Here is an 18768-nt window from a genome sequence, read left to right on the forward strand (position 1 = left end):
CTTTATGTCTTTGTTGATTCGAAATAACGGGGCGATTCTGCTGCTGATGATCAACATCTTCCTGGTTTTTACGGGAATCGGGCTCGTCGTTCCGATCATGCCGACTTACATGAACGAGCTTCATATCAGCGGCAGTATCGTCGGGATGCTGGTCGCCGCGTTTTCGCTGACCCAGCTGGTGTTTTCGCCGTTTGCCGGCCGGTTGTCCGACTCGCTTGGCCGCAAAAAAATCATCATCGCCGGGATGCTTGTTTTTGCCGTGTCGGAATGGCTCTTCGGGGCCGTCAGCTCCCCGGTGCTGCTGTTCGCGGCGCGAATGCTGGGAGGCATCGGGGCGGCGCTCATTATGCCGGCCGTTATGGCCTACGCGGCGGATGTCACTACGGGCGAAGAAAGAGCCAAAGGGTTGGGACTGATCAACGCGGCCATTACGACGGGCTTTATTATCGGCCCGGGGATCGGCGGCTTTATCGCCGAGTTCGGGATCCGCATGCCTTTTTACGCCGCTGCCGTTGCTGGACTCATCGCCGCCGTGGTAACGACCATTTTGCTGCCCGAATCGCTTAACATCGCCACGCAGCGGCGGGAAACGGCGGAAAATTTGCCGCAGCCGAAGCGGGAGAGTCTGCTCGTGCAACTGCTTCGTTCGTATCGGCAGCCCTATTTTATCAGCCTGATTATCGTTTTCGTGCTGTCGTTTGGCGTATCCAATTACGAAACGGTGTTCGGCCTGTTCGTTGATCATAAATTCGGCTTCACGCCGCGGGATATCGCCCTGATCATCACGTTCGGTTCCATCTCCGGCGCCGTCGTGCAAGCGACCGTGTTCAGTGCGATTCTCAACCGGTTCGGGGAGAAGCGGGTGATCGCCGTCAGCTTGATAACGTGCGGGTTGTGCATCTTGCTGACCCTGTTTGTTCACAAATATTGGCTGATTTTCCTGGTGACGTTCCTGGTGTTTTTGTCCATCGATATTGTGCGGCCGGCGGTCGGCACGCAATTATCCAAAATGGCCGAGGATCAACAGGGATATGTCGCCGGTCTTAACTCGGCTTATACCAGCCTCGGCAATATCGCGGGTCCGCTGGTCGCCGGTTACCTGTTCGATATTAATATCAATTATCCGTACGTCTCCGCCGCGATCGTCCTGATTATCTGCTTTTTCTTGGCGCTAAGGCCCGTTTCGGGGCGGACCGCCGGTACCGCGGGGCGGCAGGCGGATTTTGAACATTAAAATAACGCCCTGCGATTAATATGTCATTTGGCTATAAAAAAGCCGGTGTGGACTAGGAAACGGTCCGCCGGCTTTTTTTATTTCATGAATGTGTATTTACATTTTTCAAAAAGAGGACTATACTCTAATCAGAAAGTTGCACCGAGGAAACTTTAATGTATAGAGGCAAATCCCATGTGCATTTAAGGAGGGATTGACATGATAGAGCAAGGTGTTGTACAGCAACAACCGGCTAAAATGGACCATAGAGCGAAAAAAACAAATGCATCCGCGCATGCCGCACTGGACGGGAAGGTTAAGGGGCTGAAGCGTCTGCTGCCCTTTCTGGGCCCGGCGTTTATCGCCGCGGTGGCCTATCTTGATCCGGGGAATTTTGCGACCAATATTACCGCGGGTTCCAAATACGGATATCTTCTGTTATGGGTAATCGCCGCTTCCAACCTGATGGCGGTGCTGATCCAGACGTTGTCCGCCAAGCTGGGCATCGCCACCGGCAAAAATTTGCCCGAGGTCGCGCATGACCGGTTCCCCAAAGGCGTTTCGATCTTTTTGTGGATTCAAAGCGAACTCGTCATCATCGCCACCGATTTGGCCGAGTTTATCGGGGCGGCGCTGGGGCTTTACCTGCTGTTCGGCATCCCGATGCTGCCGGCCGCCATTATTACCGCGATCGGTTCGTTCGCGATACTGGAGCTGCAGCGCCGGGGCTACCGTACGCTGGAAGCCGGGATCGCCGGCATGGTGTTGATCGTCGTATTGGCGTTCGCCTTCCAGGTGGTCGCCGCCAAACCGGATCTCGGCGCGGTTGCCGCGGGCATCGTCACTCCGCGTTTTGAGGGCGTGGACAGCGTGCTCCTGGCCGCGGGCATCCTGGGCGCTACCGTGATGCCCCATGCGATTTATCTGCATTCTTCGCTGACGCAAAACCGGATCGTCGGCCGCAACGAAGCGGAGAAAAAGAAGATTTTCAAGCTGGAATTCATCGATATCGTGCTGGCCATGATTATCGCCGGAGCGGTTAATATGGCAATGGTTATCGTCTCCGCGGGGCTGTTTTTCAAAAATGGACTGGTTGTCGAGGACCTGGACGTGGCTTTTCGCGAGTTCGCGCGCTTGTCCGGACCGGTTACCGCCATTTCCTTCGGGCTTGGCCTGCTGATCGCCGGCCTGTCCAGCTCTTCGGTGGGCACGATGGCCGGGGACGTGGTGATGCAGGGATTCATCAACAAGCGGATCAATCTGTATCTCCGCCGGGCCATTACCATCGTACCGCCGCTGGCGATCATTATTTCGGGGATTAATCCTACCAATGCGCTTGTGTTGAGCCAGGTCGTTCTCTCGTTCGGCATCGCTTTTGCCCTGATTCCGCTTATTATGTTTACCAGCAACCGGGACATTATGGGCGGTCTGGTCAACCGGCGTTTCACCACCATCCTGGGATGGCTGATCTCCGCCCTGGTCGTTGGCCTGAATCTGTTCCTGCTGGGGCAAATGCTGTTGTGAGTTCGGCTACGAGTTATTATTTGCTTCATGCGAAAAAAGCTCGCTTAATACCTGCAGGATTCCCTGCGCATACGGATACGGAGCAACCCGGGAATAAAGCGACTTCGCTTCCCGGGTTGCGTTTTGCAGCAGGTACCCGTGCTTTACCGCTTTTAACATCTCAAGATCGTTCCCGCTGTCGCCGAAAGCGATCGTTCTGTCGAAGGGAACTTTTGTAGAAGATATCAGAAAGTCCGCAACCGCCTTTTTCCCCGTTCCTTTCGGGATAAAATCAACGTCGTAAGCCCCTTCGGGGTCGCCCGCTTTCGGATTGCACGCGTTGATGTTGAGCCCGACGCCCAGGTTAAAGGCCAATTGTCTAATGATATTCAAGTCGTATGCCGTTTTCGCTTGCGACTCGGAATAGTAATAATAGTTCATTTTGTACCTGGCTTGGCCAAACCGGGTTTGTTCATGCAGCCGGATGCCGTATACCGACTTCAGTTCACTGATCAGGTCTTCCACGCCGCGGCGGGAAAAGCCTGACAGCCGGATGATCTTCTCCCACGCAGGGCTATGCCGGAACTGCCCGTCAGGCTCCGCCTGCCAAAGCTCCGTGCCCAGGTTGCTGCCGATGAAATGGGGAAGGTATGACAGACCGGCCAAGGACATTTTGTGTTCGATATGCGAGAGGCTGCTTCCGGTTACAAAGCCGATTTTGACCTGGTGACGCCAGGCAAGCAACTGCAGATATTCCTCTAGCTCTTGCAGCATCCGAAGCTGCTCCGGTGTTCGTTCATGAGGAAAATAGGTTTCGTCGAAGTCGAACAAAATAAGATGAAACGTTTCCTGTGAGGTTTGAAATGTACGCATGGTTCTATATGCTTCCTCCCGGTAAGTAATTGGGTTAGACTTAGGATACATGCCGGGAACGTTCCCAGGTCAATAGCATAAAAAGGAGTGGTTTTTATTCCAACCATTCACGATATTTCCCGCCATAGCGGGGTCTCCAAATCGACCGTATCCCGCGTCCTGAACGATCATCCTCACGTTTCGAAAGAAAGCAGGGATAAAGTGCTTCGGGCCGTGCGGGAGCTTGAATACGTCAGAAATGCGCGAGGTGTCCAGCTTCGACTTCAGTCGAATCATATGATCGGCGTGATTGTCCCCGATTTGAACCGCCCCTATTTCAGCGAACTCGTGAGTATGCTGGGCAAATCTTTCAGTGAACATGGCTTGAAGGTGGTTGTTCATCAGACGTATTTTTCACGCGAACTGGAACGGGAAGTGTACGGCAAATTGGCCCGCCGGGAAATGGACGCGGTCGTTATTACGCATTCTCTTTTTTCGGAGCGGGAGGTCAAAGAACAGGTGGGAACCCGCGTTGCCCTGGTTTGCAACGAAACATTTCCTGGGGAATGGCTGGATGTGTTTGCCTTGGATGAAGCAGACGCCATTTATCAAGCCGCCACCCATTTGCTGGCCAAAGGGCGGCGTCACCTGATTTTCTGTATGGATCACCGGACGCCGTTGCAGGACAAAAGGTGGGAAGGGTTTAAGGCCGCCCATCGTCATTTTGGACTTCCGTGTACGGAGGCGCAGAGATTCGGCGGCATCCATCAAGTTCAGGACGGCTTTGCACTCGGGCTTGAGTTGTTTGCTTATGCGAAAAAGCCGGATGGAATCGTGGCCGGAAGCGACGAGGCGGCGGCCGGTTTCCTGCGCGCGGCGAAAACTTGCGGCATCATTGTACCGGCAGAAACGGCCATCATCGGCTTTGACGATCATCCGATCTGTCTGGTGACCACGCCGGAGTTAACGACCGTTCAGAACCGGATTGCCGAAATGGTCCGGGATGTTACCGGGTGCTTGAACCGGCGGCTGCGGGGAGAAGCGTTTGCGCCGATGTTGCGAACTTACAAGGCCGTGCTGGTTGAGCGCGGTTCGTCGTGAAAAGTGTGAGCTGCGGCTTTGCGTTTTGCCTCCCTTGGTTGGCCATTATCGGCATTGTCATTGGATTTATCCAATAGAATTGGAAATTGGATGGGAAATGTAGTGGTTAGATTGGATATTTTCCAATAGATCGAGCTCCGCAGGGTTCAAAACGGGCGAATTGAGCGAATTCTATTGGATTTTTCCAATGGGAGCTTCAAGTCGCATTCGATTTCCCCTAACCTATTGGATTATATCCAATGAGAGCGTGAACACGACTTAAATGTGCTGCACCGCAGTCGTGATGCGCAGGTATCGGCGGGAGGAGAAGAGGAATCCTGGAGGAGAAGAGGAGTCTGGAGGCTAAGGGACACCAGAGCCGTTATTTGCGGAAAAACGGAGGTTTGCAAAATGTAACGGACACAAATGACCTTATTTAGCTCAAATCGGCCCGGGTGAACTGGTTTAGAGCGAAATAGCGACACGTGGGTCCGTTAGGCTGGGAAATACCCGGGAAATAGGCAAATAAGGTCGCTGGAGTCCCTTAGAGTAGCGTCCAAAGTTTAGAAAGAGCCGAAGTCCCCGGTGCTTCTGCTTATGAGGATTAAGGGTTCCCCCTGCTTCATATAATTAAGCGTTTACACACAAAGCCACTCTGCAATGTCAGGCATTCATTTGCGAAGATGAGGAGGTTATCATGTGGTGAGAACGTATCGATGGCTGTTCACGCTGATCGTCATCCTGTCTCTTGCGGCGGTTCCGTTCACGGCATCAGCCTATCAAAATCCGCGAACCTTGCCGGATGAATGGGGGCAGTATGGGCTGGGGGATCCCTATGTTCTGAAATTTAACGGCTATTACTACTTGTATGTGAGTACGAGAGATACGGACGACGGGGTAAAAGTTTGGAGCTCCCGGGACCTGGTGAACTGGAACTATCGCGGACTGGCCGCGACGGACCCGATTACGCACGGGGCATACGCGCCTGAGGTCATTTACTGGAATGGAACGTTTTATATGTACACCTCGCCCGCCGGGAACGGCCATTATGTGCTGAGCAGCACTAGTCCTACCGGACCTTTTCAAGTTGTCACCGGCAATCTCGGGAAATCGATCGACGGTCATGTCTTTATTGATGATGACGGTTCGTTCAGTTTTTACCATGCCGCTCCAGGCCGCATCGATGCCGCGCCGATGAGCAGCCCGACCACAATCGGGGCAAGCGCGTCAACGGGAGTCGGGATGGGGGGCTGGACGGAGGGAGCAACGGTCTTTAAACGCAACGGAAAATACTATATGACTTATACCGGAAACCATGTGTTCAGCAAAGGGTACCGGGTGGATTATGCGGTGAGTACGTCGGGGCCAAGATCCGGGTATGCCGCAGATGCTGCGGATGGCCTCAATCCCGCTTTAATCAGCACGGAGGGACCGACGGTGGGGCTCGGCCATAATACGGTGACCGTCGGCCCGGATTTGGATACGCATTATATGCTTTATCATAATTTGGAGGGGCCGGGCATTGTCGGACCGCTGCGCCATTTGAACATGGACCGGATCGTTTGGAACAACGACAGGATGATGGTGCTTGGCCCCACGACGCCGCCGCAGCGCGATCCGGAAATGCCGGATTTCTACGACTATTTTGACCGCTCCGCGATCGGGAGCAATTGGACCAATGTGGGCGGCGGCAATTGGGGCATTTATAATCAGCAGTTAATGTGGCAAAATGCACTCGGCAATACAACTTGGTACAAACAAGTGACGGCGGCGGCCAGCGCGGCGGATTATACGGCCGAATTCAACATGAAGGAAATGAACCGGGGAACCACCTCCGCCAATCCGAAATTCGGCGCTGTATTTTCCTATACGGATGAGAACAATTACGGCGTCGCGCTGCTCAGCTCGAAAAATAACCGGCTGGAGACGTTTTTCCGCATCGGCGGTGTGGATCAAGTTTGGCAGACGTTCTCTCTGCCGGCTGGCTTCGATTATTCGAAATGGCACAGCATTCGTGTCGAAAAGTCCGGATCCACGTTTAAGTATTATGTGGACGGCATGCATAAAGGGACGCGAACCGCCAATTTGGGAGCGGGCAAAATCGGCGTGATGACGGAAGATACCCATGCGGATTTCGGCTTTGTCGCCTTTAGCAACGACGTCAACGGTAGCAGCGCCTGGGACGCTTATAAACCGGTTCCGGGCACAATCGAAGCGGTGCATTACATGAAAGGCGGCGAGGGAATCGCCTATCACGACACGACGGGCAATAACATAGGCGGCGCTTACCGGTCCGATGCCGGCGACATCCGCCTGAACAGCGAAGGGCTGTTCAATTTAGGCTGGAATCAAACCGGAGAATGGTACAAATATAAAGTGAATGTGGCGGCGAGCGGATATTATGATATCGACTTTCGCATGGCCACGACGATGAACGGCGTGCAAATCCGCGTGTGGGACGGCGCCACGGACTTAACAGGCCTGATCGATGTACCGAATACGGGAGACTGGGAGAACTGGCGGATCGTCGCGAAGAAAAGGGTGTATCTTAACGCCGGAGAGCGGGAGCTGAAAGTGGAGTTTGTCACCGGGGAAGCGGATTTTTCGCGGATGACGTTCCATAAACATGCTACCGTCCCGGCGACAAGCGATCATTTCGATGATGGCAATGATAACGGGTGGACCCGCTTCGAAGGCACATGGACGGTGGAGAACGGGGAGTACAGTTCGGGCGGATCGGGGCCGGCCAAAGCCGTGCTCGGAGACGCGGGATGGGCGGATTATACGGTGGAGGCCGATCTCAAGATGATCGATTCCGGGGGCGACGCGGGGCTGCTCGTTCGAGTATCCAATCCTTCGCATGGCACCGAAAGAGGCCAGAACAACCTGGACGCCCTTCAAGGATACTACGTCTATTTAACGACAAGCGGAGTAAACCTGGGCAAAATGAATTATAACTGGAAGTTCCTCGCCGGCTCCGCGCAGTCGTATTCCACGAATACCTGGCATCATATAAAAGTTGTCGTTAGCGGCACGAACATTAAAGTGTTTGCGGGAGATATGGCAAGTCCAAAGATCGACTACACCGACACCAGCTTGAATCCGTTCACGCACGGTAAAATCGGGGTTAGAACCTTAAACAAGCATGCGCATTTCGATAACATTTCTGTGTCACAACGCAATAATGATTATATCAACAACAAGGAGGCGTTTAATCAATGAGTTCAATAAAACATATGGTAATATTCAAATTGCATTCCGGTAAGGAAAATGCAGAGACAGAATCCTTCTTGCAAGAAAGTAAAGAAGAATTATCCGCGATCCCCGGAGTTGAACAATTTGAGGTTTTTCGTCAGGTGAGTGGCAAGAATGAATATGACTATGGATTTTCAATGCTGTTTGCAAATCAGCAGGTTTATGATGCCTACAATAATCATCCGGTACACATTAAGTATGTCGAGGAGCGTTGGAATAAAAAGGTCAGTCGTTTTCAGGAGATTGATCTGGTATCGGTATGATCACTTGAAGCAATAAATAAGCTCTTGAATTGTCATTAGGACGATTCAGGAGCTTTTTTATGTGGTATGATGAATAAAGTAACGACACAGATTTGTCACATTATCCATCGACAACGGGGGGCACGGGATCATGAAAAGTTTGATGGAGCTTCTTTTTAACGATAAATACCGGTCTTTGTTCTATCGTTTGTCCGCCGCGCTGGGCCTGTTGGTTGTGCTGGCCGCTTTAGGTTTTGTCATTTTTAACAGCGCTTACAATCACCTTCAGCAAAAGGCCAGACTTGAGGATTTAAGCAAAAAATCGGAAACACTATTCAAGAATTACTATAATAATTTATTTCAAGATGTGGACAAGAAGTCCGTCGATCTATCCAATAACAAGAAATTGATGAGTATATTGAAGGGTACGGAACAAGGCGGGGACATCAGCCTCACCGACATCATCAATAGCGGCGCCGACTTTTGCTGCATGGTCTCCATCGATATCTACACGCGCGATCAGGCGTTTCGTTACAACCATGGCCAAATCGTCAATATCCCGTTGATGAGCGATGAGGAATGGTCGGCGAGCAGAGCGGACATCATAAAGGGCGCTAATTGGAGAATAGATGACACTGCCACCGCTATCTCCTCGTCTCCTCCGGCGGTGCATATCCTGCGCAGCATTCCCAATATTGCGGCGGAGCCGATCGGTTTTATCAAAATCAATTTAAACAGTCAGTCGTTGTTCCAAAACCCGTTTCAAAGCGGCCAGCAGGAAAAGATGTGGCTGGAGTCGCCCTCGCATTTATTATTTTCGTTAAGTACGGGGCAACTCGATCAGGAGGCCATGGCCAACGTTCCCCGGTTCGACCAAGGTGCTTCCGACTCCATTACATTGGACGGTAAAAATTACTTTTATGATGTTTTGCCTGCCCGGTTGTCAGGATGGAGTTTTGTTTATGCGGTACCCGAAGGAAGCGTGACGAATGGTAATGGGATCTATTTCGGTTCCGCCCTTTGGCTCGCGTTTTTCCTTCTGTTTATCATGTTAATTTTCTATACGTTCACCCTGATTCGCAGTGTCTTCGGAAAAATACGCACGATTCAAGAAGTCGTTGGGAGCTCGAACGTTATGGGCGTCAAGAACGGCAGAAGTTTCTCCCTTAACGTGCTGATTAACAGCGTGGCCGCTTTGAAAGAGCACCGGGAAAATATCGAATGGATGTATCGGAAAAATATCCCGATCTTGAAAAAAGCCCTTTGTTATCGGCTGCTTCATCACGATCGGGGGGAATGGCCGGATATACAAGAACAGATGGGGCAACTCGGATTCACGTTTTCCACTTCCCTGTTTTCGGTCATTTTGTTTCGCATCGATAAATATTACGACTTTCTGCAGACCTATAACAAGGCGGATCAAAGCTTGCTGCGCTTTTTTGCTTATAAAATGGCCGAAGAGATGGGCGGTCAGTCCTTCAAAGTTTTGATGTGGAATACCGAAAGCCGGGATATCGTCATGATCGCCAACGCCCTCATTCCTATGGAGGAAGAAGTTTTCAAAGCCCAACTTGAAAGCGCAATCAATTCAATCGTCGTCCAAATCAATAGTTACTTGAAAATTACCATTACCGCCGTGATTGGCCACCCTGTTCAAGATGTCCGGCATATTCCGGATAGCTGGAATCGGGTCGGCAACTTCATGGAAAGCAAAAGATATGGCGGCGGCTGTCACGTACTGATGTGCTGGGATCAAGAAGCTGAAACGCCGTTTTTTGCGGATATGCTCGAAGTCTCGCGAGGGAGGAAAGACGCCTTGCTTCAAGCCGTCAAAAGCAACGATATCCGGCAAATCGATGAAGAGCTGGAGCGGACGAAGTTGTTTTTGGAGTCCTTGGACGGTTATCCGATGATGTTTGTGCAACAGTTGTTGATCGATTTCGTGATGTCGGCCGCCTATGCGTTGATGGAGATGGGCTCGAAGCTGCAGGTCGAAAAGGTATTCGCGGAGATGCATTTGGCCATGCAGCGCATCGAAAGCATTGAGGAAGCCGTGGCCTGGTTCAAGAACAAACTGTCCTATTGGCTGGAAACCATGGAAGCGGAGCGTTCCGATCACACCGGCTTAATGTCGCATGTGCTTGAATACGTGAACGCCAATTACGACCGGGAGATTTCGCTTGGCGGCATCGCTGCCGAATTGCAGCTGAGCATCGCGTATTTAAGCCGGCTGTTCAAAAAAAGCACCGGCAAAAATTTCATGGACTACTTGATTGATTTACGGATCGAACGGGCCAAGCAAATGTTGACGGATTCGGCGGAGACGGTGCAGCGGATCGGAGAGAAAGTCGGGTATATAAACACCCAAAGTTTCATTCGCATCTTCAAAAAAAACGTCGGCGTGACGCCGGGCCAATACCGGGAAAGCAAAACCCGCGAGACGGCAAAACGCCTGGATGCGGGCAAGGTCTACTAGTGAGACAACCTCTACTAGCAAAAATCATTCATCGTACAAAAAAGGTTCATCCGCGGAAAGAAAGACCATTTGGGCTGGCGTGCAAATGATGATCATCGGATCAAAAATGCACGCTATTTTTTTTGATTTAGGCAGACTATATTCAAAGCCAAGATCAGCCGCTTTAAGCCGGCGGATCAAATTTAAAAATCGGGGGGAAGATCCGATGTTGCAAAAAAGGGGAAAAGCTTTTCTATCATTATTCATGGCCGCGCTCGTTCTATTGGTTTCCGCGTGTTCGTCCGGCGGCGGAAATGCCTCGGGATCGGCGGATTCAAGCGGAAGTAAAGGGGGAAACGCCGCGGGGGAGCAGGTGACGCTGAAGGTATGGGTACCGATCAACACGCCGGAACTCGACGCGGTATATAAGCAAATCGGTGCCGACTTCGAGAAAACGCATGAGAACATTAAGGTGGAAATCACCACCATCCCTTTCTCCGATTACTTCCAAAAATTATCGGTGGCTTACGCCGGCGGCATTCAACCGGACGTCCACGGGCTCGGATTCGGCCAATTGATCTCGACGGTCGATCAGGGCAATTACATGGATTTGAACACCTTGATCGAAAATGACAATTGGTCCGGCAAAGACGATTTCTTTCCGGACATCCTGAAAGCCGGGGAGTGGAACGGGGGCCTGTACGGGCTGCTGATTCCCGAGATCCGTCCGTTTGTTTGGAGAAAGGATTACTTCCGGGAAGCAGGACTTGATCCCGAACAACCGCCAAAGACCTATGCCGAATTGTTCGAATTCGCCAAGAAGCTGGCCAAGAAAGAGAACGGAAAAGCCGTACGCTCCGGCCTCGATATCACGACGAGCACCGTCAACAACGCGAACTCGGAGCAATCGTTTTTAAGCCTGCTGCTGCTTAACGGCTTGAACTTGTATGACGAAAAAGGCAACCCGACATTTGATTCGCCGGAGTCGATTAAGGTTCTGGAGCAGGTCATGGATCTCGTGAAAGATAAAGATATCGTGTTCCAAACGGATGTGAACGTAACGGGAACCTTGTTCCAAAACAATTTGGCGGCCATGTCTTTTGCCAGCTCCTATTCGCTGACGCAATTAAGCAAGTCGATTGGCGCGGAGAATCTCGGGTATTCCCTGCCGCCGAAAGGGCCAAACGGTGAACAAACCTCGCTGATGCTGGGAACATTCATGACCATGGCCAAGAAAACCGAACACCCGCAAGAAGCTTGGGAATTCCTGAAATTCATGTTCTCGCCGGAAGAAATGCTGCCGTTCGCCAAAGCCTCCGGCTACATCCCGCCGCTGAAATCGCTCCAAGACGAGTTCGTGAAACTGGATCCGGCCAATGAAGTCATTTTTGAATCCATGAACGACGCCAGCAGCTATTTGCCTTCGGCCAACTGGAATACGATCGTCAAGTACCTGCGGATCGGCTTGGAAGAAGCCTTCTTCGGCAAAAAGTCGCCGGAGCAAGCGATGAAAGATGCCGCGGAAGCGGCCCGGCAAGAAAGCGCCAAAAAGTAAAAAGCGAATTCCGGGGCCCCTATGCGCTGCTGTCATGCTCAGGGGGCCTTTGATGGAAAGGGGAAAACGCATGAACGCGACCTGGAGAAGAAAACTAACGCCCTATCTGTTAATATTGCCCAACGTGCTCATCTACTTCATTTTTATTTTTGTTCCCCTTTTATGCGTCGTCTATTTAAGTTTCACCAACTATAGCATCCTGTCCCCCGGCCATTGGGTGGGGTTGTCCAATTACGCCCGGATGCTGGAAGATCAATTGTTTATGGGCGCCGTCAAAAATACGTTTGTGTTCTGGATCGTGTCGGTTCTGCCGCAGATGGCACTTGGTTTGGTTCTGGCCGTGCTGTTGAATTCGAAAATTAAAGGGCTGTCTTTTTTTCGTGCGGGGTTGTATTTGCCGAGCGTCATCTCCGGGGTCGCGGTATCCATGACATGGCTCTACTTGTATGACTTTCAGAGCGGTCCGTTTAATGCGGTGCTAAAGGGGCTTCATCTGAATCCGATCAATTGGCTGGGAGATGCGCAGTATGCCTTGATGTCGATCAGTATTCTCGGCATCTGGGTCGGGACCGGATACGCGTTGATCGTATACTTGGCCGGTCTGCAATCGATCTCGCAGGAATTGTACGAGGCGGCCGGCATCGACGGGGCTTCGAAACTGCGGATATTTTTCCGGATTACCGTGCCGCTTTTGAATCCGATGACGTTTTTCATTTTCGTGACCGCGACGATCCGCTCGTTCCAAGTCTTCGATTACGTTTATGTGATGACCAAAGGCGGGCCGCTGAATACGACGAATACGATCGTCAACAGCATTGTGGATACCTCGTTCGCGCAGTATGAAATGGGATATGCCTCGGCGCTCTCCATTTTCTTGCTCGTTATTACGCTGGTCATTACTTTGATCAACTACAGAGTCGGAACGAAAACGCTGGATAGCTGAACGGAAGAAGGGAGAGAGACCGTTGAAGAAGCTCAGCATGGCAAAGGTTCTAGTCTACGTATTTTTGATCGTGATTACGCTGCTCAATTTATTTCCCGTCGTGGTTATGATTTTTACTTCGCTGAAGGGGAACGACGAACTCATTTCAGGAGCGTTTTCACTCCTGCCCCGCGATTGGCATTTCGAGAATTATCAGCAAGCGATGGAGAGCGGGAAATGGGGGCTTTATTTCAAAAATTCCCTGATCGTCACCTTGGTCGTGACGGCAGGCAGCCTTTTATTCAACACGCTAGCGGGGTATACGTTTGCCAGAATCCGCTTTCGGGGCAGCACGATCATCTTCGTGTGCTTGCTGGCCGGGATGATGGTGCCCGCGCAGTCGATTGTAGTTCCGCAGTTCATCATTATGAAAAGCATTCCGCTGTTCGGTCATAACGATATTTGGGGCCAGGGCGGAACGGGCTGGCTGAACACGTATTATGCCTTAATCATTCCCGCCTTGTCCGGGTCGATCGGCATCTTTATGGCCAGACAATTTTTCTCGGGGTTTCCGAAAGACTTGGATGAAGCAGGTTATATGGACGGGTTGGGTTATTTCGGAACTTATCTGAGAATTTTCCTGCCGTTAAGCGGTCCATTGATGGCAACACTCGGCATTCTGAAAATCGTTTCCGTCTGGAATGAATTCTTCCAGCCGCTGATCTTCACGAACACGGAATCAATGCGGACCATCCAATTGGCGTTATCGCTGTTTAAAGGTGAGTTCACGATTCAATACAATTTGCTGATGGCCGCCACCGTTTTGGTGTCGTTGCCAATGCTCGCCGCTTTCCTGTTGTTCCAGAAACAATTCGTCGGCAGTATCGTCTCGTCCGGCGTCAAAGGTTAAATTACGTAAGAAAGCGAGGAAAATGTGATGAAAGCGATCATGTTGATGTTCGATACGTTAAATCGGCACATGCTGCCCCCTTACGGATGCGATTGGGTTCACGCGCCGAATTTCCAAAGGTTGGCCGAGAAAACCGTCGTTTTCGATCATGCCTACGTGGGGAGCATGCCTTGCATGCCCGCGCGGCGGGAACTCCATACGGGCCGCCACAACTTCCTGCATCGCAGCTGGGGGCCAATCGAGCCTTTTGACGACTCGATGCCCGAACTATTGAGCGAAAACGGCGTATACACCCATCTCGTCACCGATCACCAGCATTACTGGGAGGACGGCGGCGCAACCTATCATACCCGATATAATTCGTGCGAACTGATTCGCGGCCAGGAAGGCGATCCCTGGAAAGGCGAGGTCGCCGATCCGGAGCATCCGGAAACGATCGGGATGAAGGCGATGGGCCGGCTCGTCCGCCACGACTGGATCAACCGCAAATACATTCGCGAAGAGCAGGATTTTCCGCAAGCGCGCACGATGGAGAACGGGTTGGAATTCATGCGGACGAACCGGAACGAGGATCGCTGGTTCCTGCAGATCGAAACGTTTGATCCGCACGAGCCGTTTTACGCTCCGCAAAAATATCGCGACCTTTATCCCCACGACTACACGGGCAAGCATTTCGATTGGCCGCCGTACGGGCCGGTCACCGAGACGAAGGAGGAGGTGGAGCATCTTAGGTACGAATATGCGGCGCTGCTCAGCATGTGCGACCACTACTTGGGGAAAGTGCTGGATGTTATGGATGAGTTCGACATGTGGCAGGACACCTTGCTGATCGTGAATACCGATCACGGGTTTCTGCTCGGCGAGCACGATTGGTGGGCTAAATCGGTGATGCCCTATTACGATGAGATCGCGCATATGCCGATGTTCATCTGGGATCCCCGCAGCGGGAAGCAGGGCGAGCGCAGGCAAAGTCTCGTGCAGACGATCGATTTGGCGCCGACGCTGCTCCGCTACTTCGGGGTCCACGTGCCCAAGGACATGCAAGGGAAAGACCTCGAAGCCACGATCGCAAGCGATCAGCCTGTCCGCGATTCCGCGATCTTCGGCATGCACGGCGGGCATGTGAACGTGACGGATGGGCGTTATGTCTATATGCGCGCGCCGGTGACCGAGACGAACATGCCGTTATACAACTATACGTTGATGCCCACGCACATGCGCAGCCGTTTCACCGTGGAGGAACTTCGCGACTCGGCACTCCATCCGCCGTTTACGTTCACAAAGGGCGTCCCAACACTGAAAGTCCAAGGTGTCGGCCTCTACAATCGGGCCCATGCGTTCGGCACCCTGCTGTTCGATTTGCAGCAGGACCCCCGGCAGCAGCACCCGATTCAGGACAAGAATTTGGAACAAACGATGATTCAATTGTTGAAGCGGAACATGGAAGCGAACGAAGCCCCGCCCGAGCAGTATGAAAGGCTAGGTATATAAATCTATTGATGAAGGAGCGAGTTAAAAGATGCGCATCTTGTTTTTGGATCTCGATTCGACGTCGCCCGACCATTTGGGGTGCTACGGGTACCACAGAAATACGTCCCCGAATATCGACCGCATCGCGAAACAAGGCGTCCGGTTCACCAATTACTACACGTCCGACGCTCCGTGCGCGCCTTCGCGCGCCGCGTTTATGTCCGGCCGTTTCGGCATCCATTCGGGACTCGTGGGCCATGGGGGAACGGCGGCGGACTTTCGGAGGGAAGGGGAGCCCCGTCAATTCCGCGATTTGCTGACGACCGAAAGTCTCCCGGGATTCCTGCGGTCGGCGGGCATGAAGACCGTGCTGTTCAGCCCTTTCGGAGAAAGACATTCGCAATGGACCTTCTATGCGGGTTTCTCGGAGATCCACAATTCGGGCCAAAGCGGCATGGAATCGGCGGAGGAAGTGACGCCAAGCGTGCTGGATTGGATCGATCGCAATTCGCAGGACGACAATTGGTTTTTGTACGTCAATTATTGGGACCCTCATACGCCTTACCGGGCGCCGGAGGAATTCGGGAACCCGTTTGCCGGCGAACCGCTGCCCGAGTGGATGACAGAGGAGATGCTGGAACGGCATCTGAAGAAAGTCGGGCCGCATAGCCCGCGGGAAATCAACATGTTCGACAATCGGACGAACCCCAAATGGCCGCGCCAACCCGGCGAATTTCTTGACATGGAAGGCTTGCGGCAAATGATCGACGGCTATGACTGCGGAATCCGCTACGTCGATTCACACATCGGGCAGCTTATGGACGCGCTTGACCGTAAGGGCGTGATGGAGGAACTGGTCATCATCATCTCCGCGGATCACGGCGAAAACCAGGGACAACTCGGCATTTACGGCGAACATGCCACGGCGGATCAAGGCACATGCCGAATCCCGATGATCATTCGCTGGCCGGGCGTTACCCGGCCGAATGTCGACGAAGGGCTGCACTATCACCTGGATTTCTTGCCGACGATCGCCGAACTTCTTGACAAGGAGCCCTCCGCGACCTGGGACGGCCGAAGTTATGCGCCCGCTTTAACCGCGGGAACGGATTGTGGAAGGGATTATCTGGTTTTGTCCCAATGCGTTCATGTCTGCCAACGCAGCGTGCGTTTCGGGGATTGGCTGTACATGAGGACCTATCACGACGGTTATCATTTGTTCCCGAAAGAAATGCTGTATAACCTGAAGTCGGATCCGTTCGAGCAGCAGGACGTGGCAGTTGAGCACCCGGAAGTCTGCATGCAGGCCGTTTATCGGCTAAACGATTGGCATGACAATATGATGGCATCGATGACCTATGACGTCGATCCGTTATGGACCGTCATTCAAGAAGGCGGCCCTTATCATGCGAAAGGCCACCTTCCGTATTATGTCAAGCATTTGGAACAAACGGGCCGCGCCGACGCCGTACCTGAACTGAAAAAGCGGCATCCCCGGGAATTTCAGTAGAGTTAGGATAGAGAGCCCGGTTTTATAGAGTCAATGTCTTCACGGAATTCCGTTCCTTAGCTCTTAAATTCGCTCCTCGCGGCGATTTAAGAGCTTTTTTCTTTTTCGGGATTACAGGGTTCAAGTAAGGTAATATATTACACGCCATGAAAGCGATTTATATTTTTCTTGACGAAAATAGTTTTCATATCTATTATGAAAGTGAAAATAAATTTAGAAGGGTGGTCCCTCATGAAACGATACTTTGAGAAGGCGCAAAAATTCGGCAAATCCTTCATGCTTCCCATTGCGGTACTGCCAGCCGCAGGTCTTTTGCTAGGCATCGGCGGCGCATTATCTAATCCAAATACGATTAGCTCGTATCCGCTTCTGCAAATCACCTGGCTGCAGCAGATTTTTACCGTGATGAGCAGTGCCGGAAGCATTGTGTTCGATAATCTCGCCTTGATCTTCGCCATCGGCGTTTCCGTGGGGATGGCAAGAGCGGATAAAGGAACAGCGGGTTTGGCAGCGGGTCTGTCTTACCTGGTTATGAATGCCTCGATCCATGCGATGTTGATCAATACCGGAAAGCTTGCCGCGGACAACCTGGCAGGAGCGGGCCAGGGTATGGTGCTGGGAATTCAAACCTTACAGACAGGGGTTCTGGGAGGAATTGTTGTCGGCTTGGTCACGGCGTGGCTGCATAACCGGTACAATAAAATCGAGCTTCCCCAGTTTCTTGGCTTTTTCGGCGGTTCCCGGTTTATTCCGATCGTTTCGTCGTTTGCGGCCATCTTCATCGGGATTGCCTTATTTTTGATCTGGCCGACAATCCAAACCGGTATAGCTGGCCTCGGCAGTCTGGTCGACAAAACCGGTTATATCGGGACGCTGTTTTACGGATTTTTCTTGCGCATGCTTGGGCCTCTGGGGCTGCATCATATTTTCTACCTTCCATTCTGGCAAACCGGTTTGGGAGGAACCATGGAAGTAGCGGGCAAAGTATACGAAGGAACGCAGAATATCTTTTTTGCGCAATTGGGCGATCCCGCTACCGGGAAATACTTTATCGGGACATCCAGATTCATGTCAGGCCGTTTTATCACGATGATGTTCGGTTTATTGGGTGCAGCACTGGCCATTTACCATACGGCTAAACCTGAACGTAAAAAAGTGGTTGGCGGATTGATGCTGTCTGCCGCGCTCACTTCATTTTTAACAGGGATTACAGAGCCTTTGGAATTCTCTTTCTTGTTTGTAGCCCCAATCCTGTACGTGATTCATGCCGCATTTGACGGGTTTGCTTTTATGCTGGCGCACATTTTCGAAATTACCATCGGCCAGACGTTCTCCGGCGGATTGATTGACTTTATCCTGTTCGGAATTCTGCAGGGCAATGGGAAAACCAACTGGATCCTGGTGCCGATCATCGGTGTAATATGGTTCCTCCTGTATTATTTCACGTTCCGGATTTTGATCGTTAAACTGAATTTGAAAACGTTAGGGCGTGAAGATGAAGCAGGGGCTGATCCGGAGGCAGCAGCTCCAGGTAACGGCGGTACTTCAACGGCGCCAGGAGAATCCAGATCGGCTGCCATATTGAAGGCGCTTGGCGGTACGGAAAATATTACGGACCTGGATTGCTGCGCTACGCGGCTGCGGGTTACGGTCATCGATAAGGATAAGGTGCAAAAGGACGCATTTGCAGCTACAGGAGCTAAAGGCGTTGTATTTGTCGGGAACGGAGTTCAGGTGATTTACGGACCTCAGGTCACGGTAATCAAGAATGAAATTGAAGAATATTTGGAAACGGAGTAAT

General features: G+C 51.9%; 13 protein-coding genes. 12 read left to right on the forward strand and 1 reads right to left on the reverse strand.

Going from position 1 to position 18768, the window contains the following annotated elements; all coding sequences use genetic code 11:
* Positions 1-4 precede the first annotated feature (4 nt).
* Positions 5-1234 (forward strand): MFS transporter, encoded by a 1230-nt coding sequence (locus tag NYE69_RS15420; RefSeq protein ID WP_445744774.1) that lies wholly within the window; start codon positions 5-7, stop codon positions 1232-1234.
* 237 nt (positions 1235-1471) lie between these two features.
* Positions 1472-2737 carry an Nramp family divalent metal transporter gene (locus NYE69_RS15425; RefSeq protein WP_340930411.1) on the forward strand — a complete coding sequence of 422 codons (1266 nt, stop codon included), beginning with the start codon at positions 1472-1474 and terminating at the stop codon, positions 2735-2737.
* A 6-nt stretch (positions 2738-2743) separates the two neighbouring features.
* Here NYE69_RS15425 and NYE69_RS15430 read toward each other — a convergent pair whose 3' ends face one another.
* A complete protein-coding gene (locus NYE69_RS15430; RefSeq protein ID WP_340926880.1) occupies positions 2744-3589 on the reverse strand; it encodes an HAD-IIB family hydrolase in 846 nt (281 codons plus the stop codon).
* A gap of 87 nt (positions 3590-3676) precedes the next feature.
* On the opposite strand from NYE69_RS15430, the gene NYE69_RS15435 reads away from it, so the two are divergent.
* The 10 genes from NYE69_RS15435 (at position 3677) to NYE69_RS15480 (ending at position 18767) form a co-directional block, all read left to right on the forward strand.
* On the forward strand, positions 3677-4669 hold the full coding sequence (locus NYE69_RS15435; RefSeq protein WP_340926881.1) for a LacI family DNA-binding transcriptional regulator: 993 nt from the start codon (positions 3677-3679) through the stop codon (positions 4667-4669).
* A 681-nt stretch (positions 4670-5350) separates the two neighbouring features.
* Positions 5351-7870 (forward strand): family 43 glycosylhydrolase, encoded by a 2520-nt coding sequence (locus NYE69_RS15440; protein WP_340926882.1) that lies wholly within the window; start codon positions 5351-5353, stop codon positions 7868-7870.
* On the forward strand, positions 7867-8166 hold the full coding sequence (locus NYE69_RS15445; protein WP_340926884.1) for a Dabb family protein: 300 nt from the start codon (positions 7867-7869) through the stop codon (positions 8164-8166). The genes NYE69_RS15440 and NYE69_RS15445 overlap by 4 nt, the downstream gene beginning before the upstream one ends.
* Before the next feature lie 130 nt (positions 8167-8296).
* Positions 8297-10621 (forward strand): helix-turn-helix transcriptional regulator, encoded by a 2325-nt coding sequence (locus tag NYE69_RS15450; protein WP_340926885.1) that lies wholly within the window; start codon positions 8297-8299, stop codon positions 10619-10621.
* Between the two features lie 205 nt (positions 10622-10826).
* Positions 10827-12155, forward strand: coding sequence for an ABC transporter substrate-binding protein (locus NYE69_RS15455; protein WP_340926886.1), 1329 nt, complete (start codon positions 10827-10829; stop codon positions 12153-12155).
* A 52-nt stretch (positions 12156-12207) separates the two neighbouring features.
* A complete protein-coding gene (locus NYE69_RS15460) occupies positions 12208-13098 on the forward strand; it encodes a carbohydrate ABC transporter permease (protein ID WP_340926887.1) in 891 nt (296 codons plus the stop codon).
* A gap of 37 nt (positions 13099-13135) precedes the next feature.
* The gene (locus tag NYE69_RS15465; protein ID WP_340926888.1) at positions 13136-13987 is read left to right on the forward strand and encodes a carbohydrate ABC transporter permease; all 852 of its coding nucleotides are present in this window, start codon (positions 13136-13138) and stop codon (positions 13985-13987) included.
* A 27-nt stretch (positions 13988-14014) separates the two neighbouring features.
* A complete protein-coding gene (locus NYE69_RS15470) occupies positions 14015-15478 on the forward strand; it encodes a sulfatase (protein ID WP_340926889.1) in 1464 nt (487 codons plus the stop codon).
* A gap of 28 nt (positions 15479-15506) precedes the next feature.
* Positions 15507-16967, forward strand: coding sequence for a sulfatase family protein (locus tag NYE69_RS15475; protein ID WP_340926890.1), 1461 nt, complete (start codon positions 15507-15509; stop codon positions 16965-16967).
* Positions 16968-17198: 231 nt separating this feature from the next.
* Positions 17199-18767, forward strand: coding sequence for a PTS transporter subunit EIIC (locus NYE69_RS15480; protein ID WP_328272338.1), 1569 nt, complete (start codon positions 17199-17201; stop codon positions 18765-18767).
* Position 18768 lies beyond the last annotated feature (1 nt).

It is taken from the genome of Paenibacillus sp. FSL R5-0527, assembly GCF_038008055.1.
Lineage (GTDB): Bacteria > Bacillota > Bacilli > Paenibacillales > Paenibacillaceae > Fontibacillus > Fontibacillus macerans.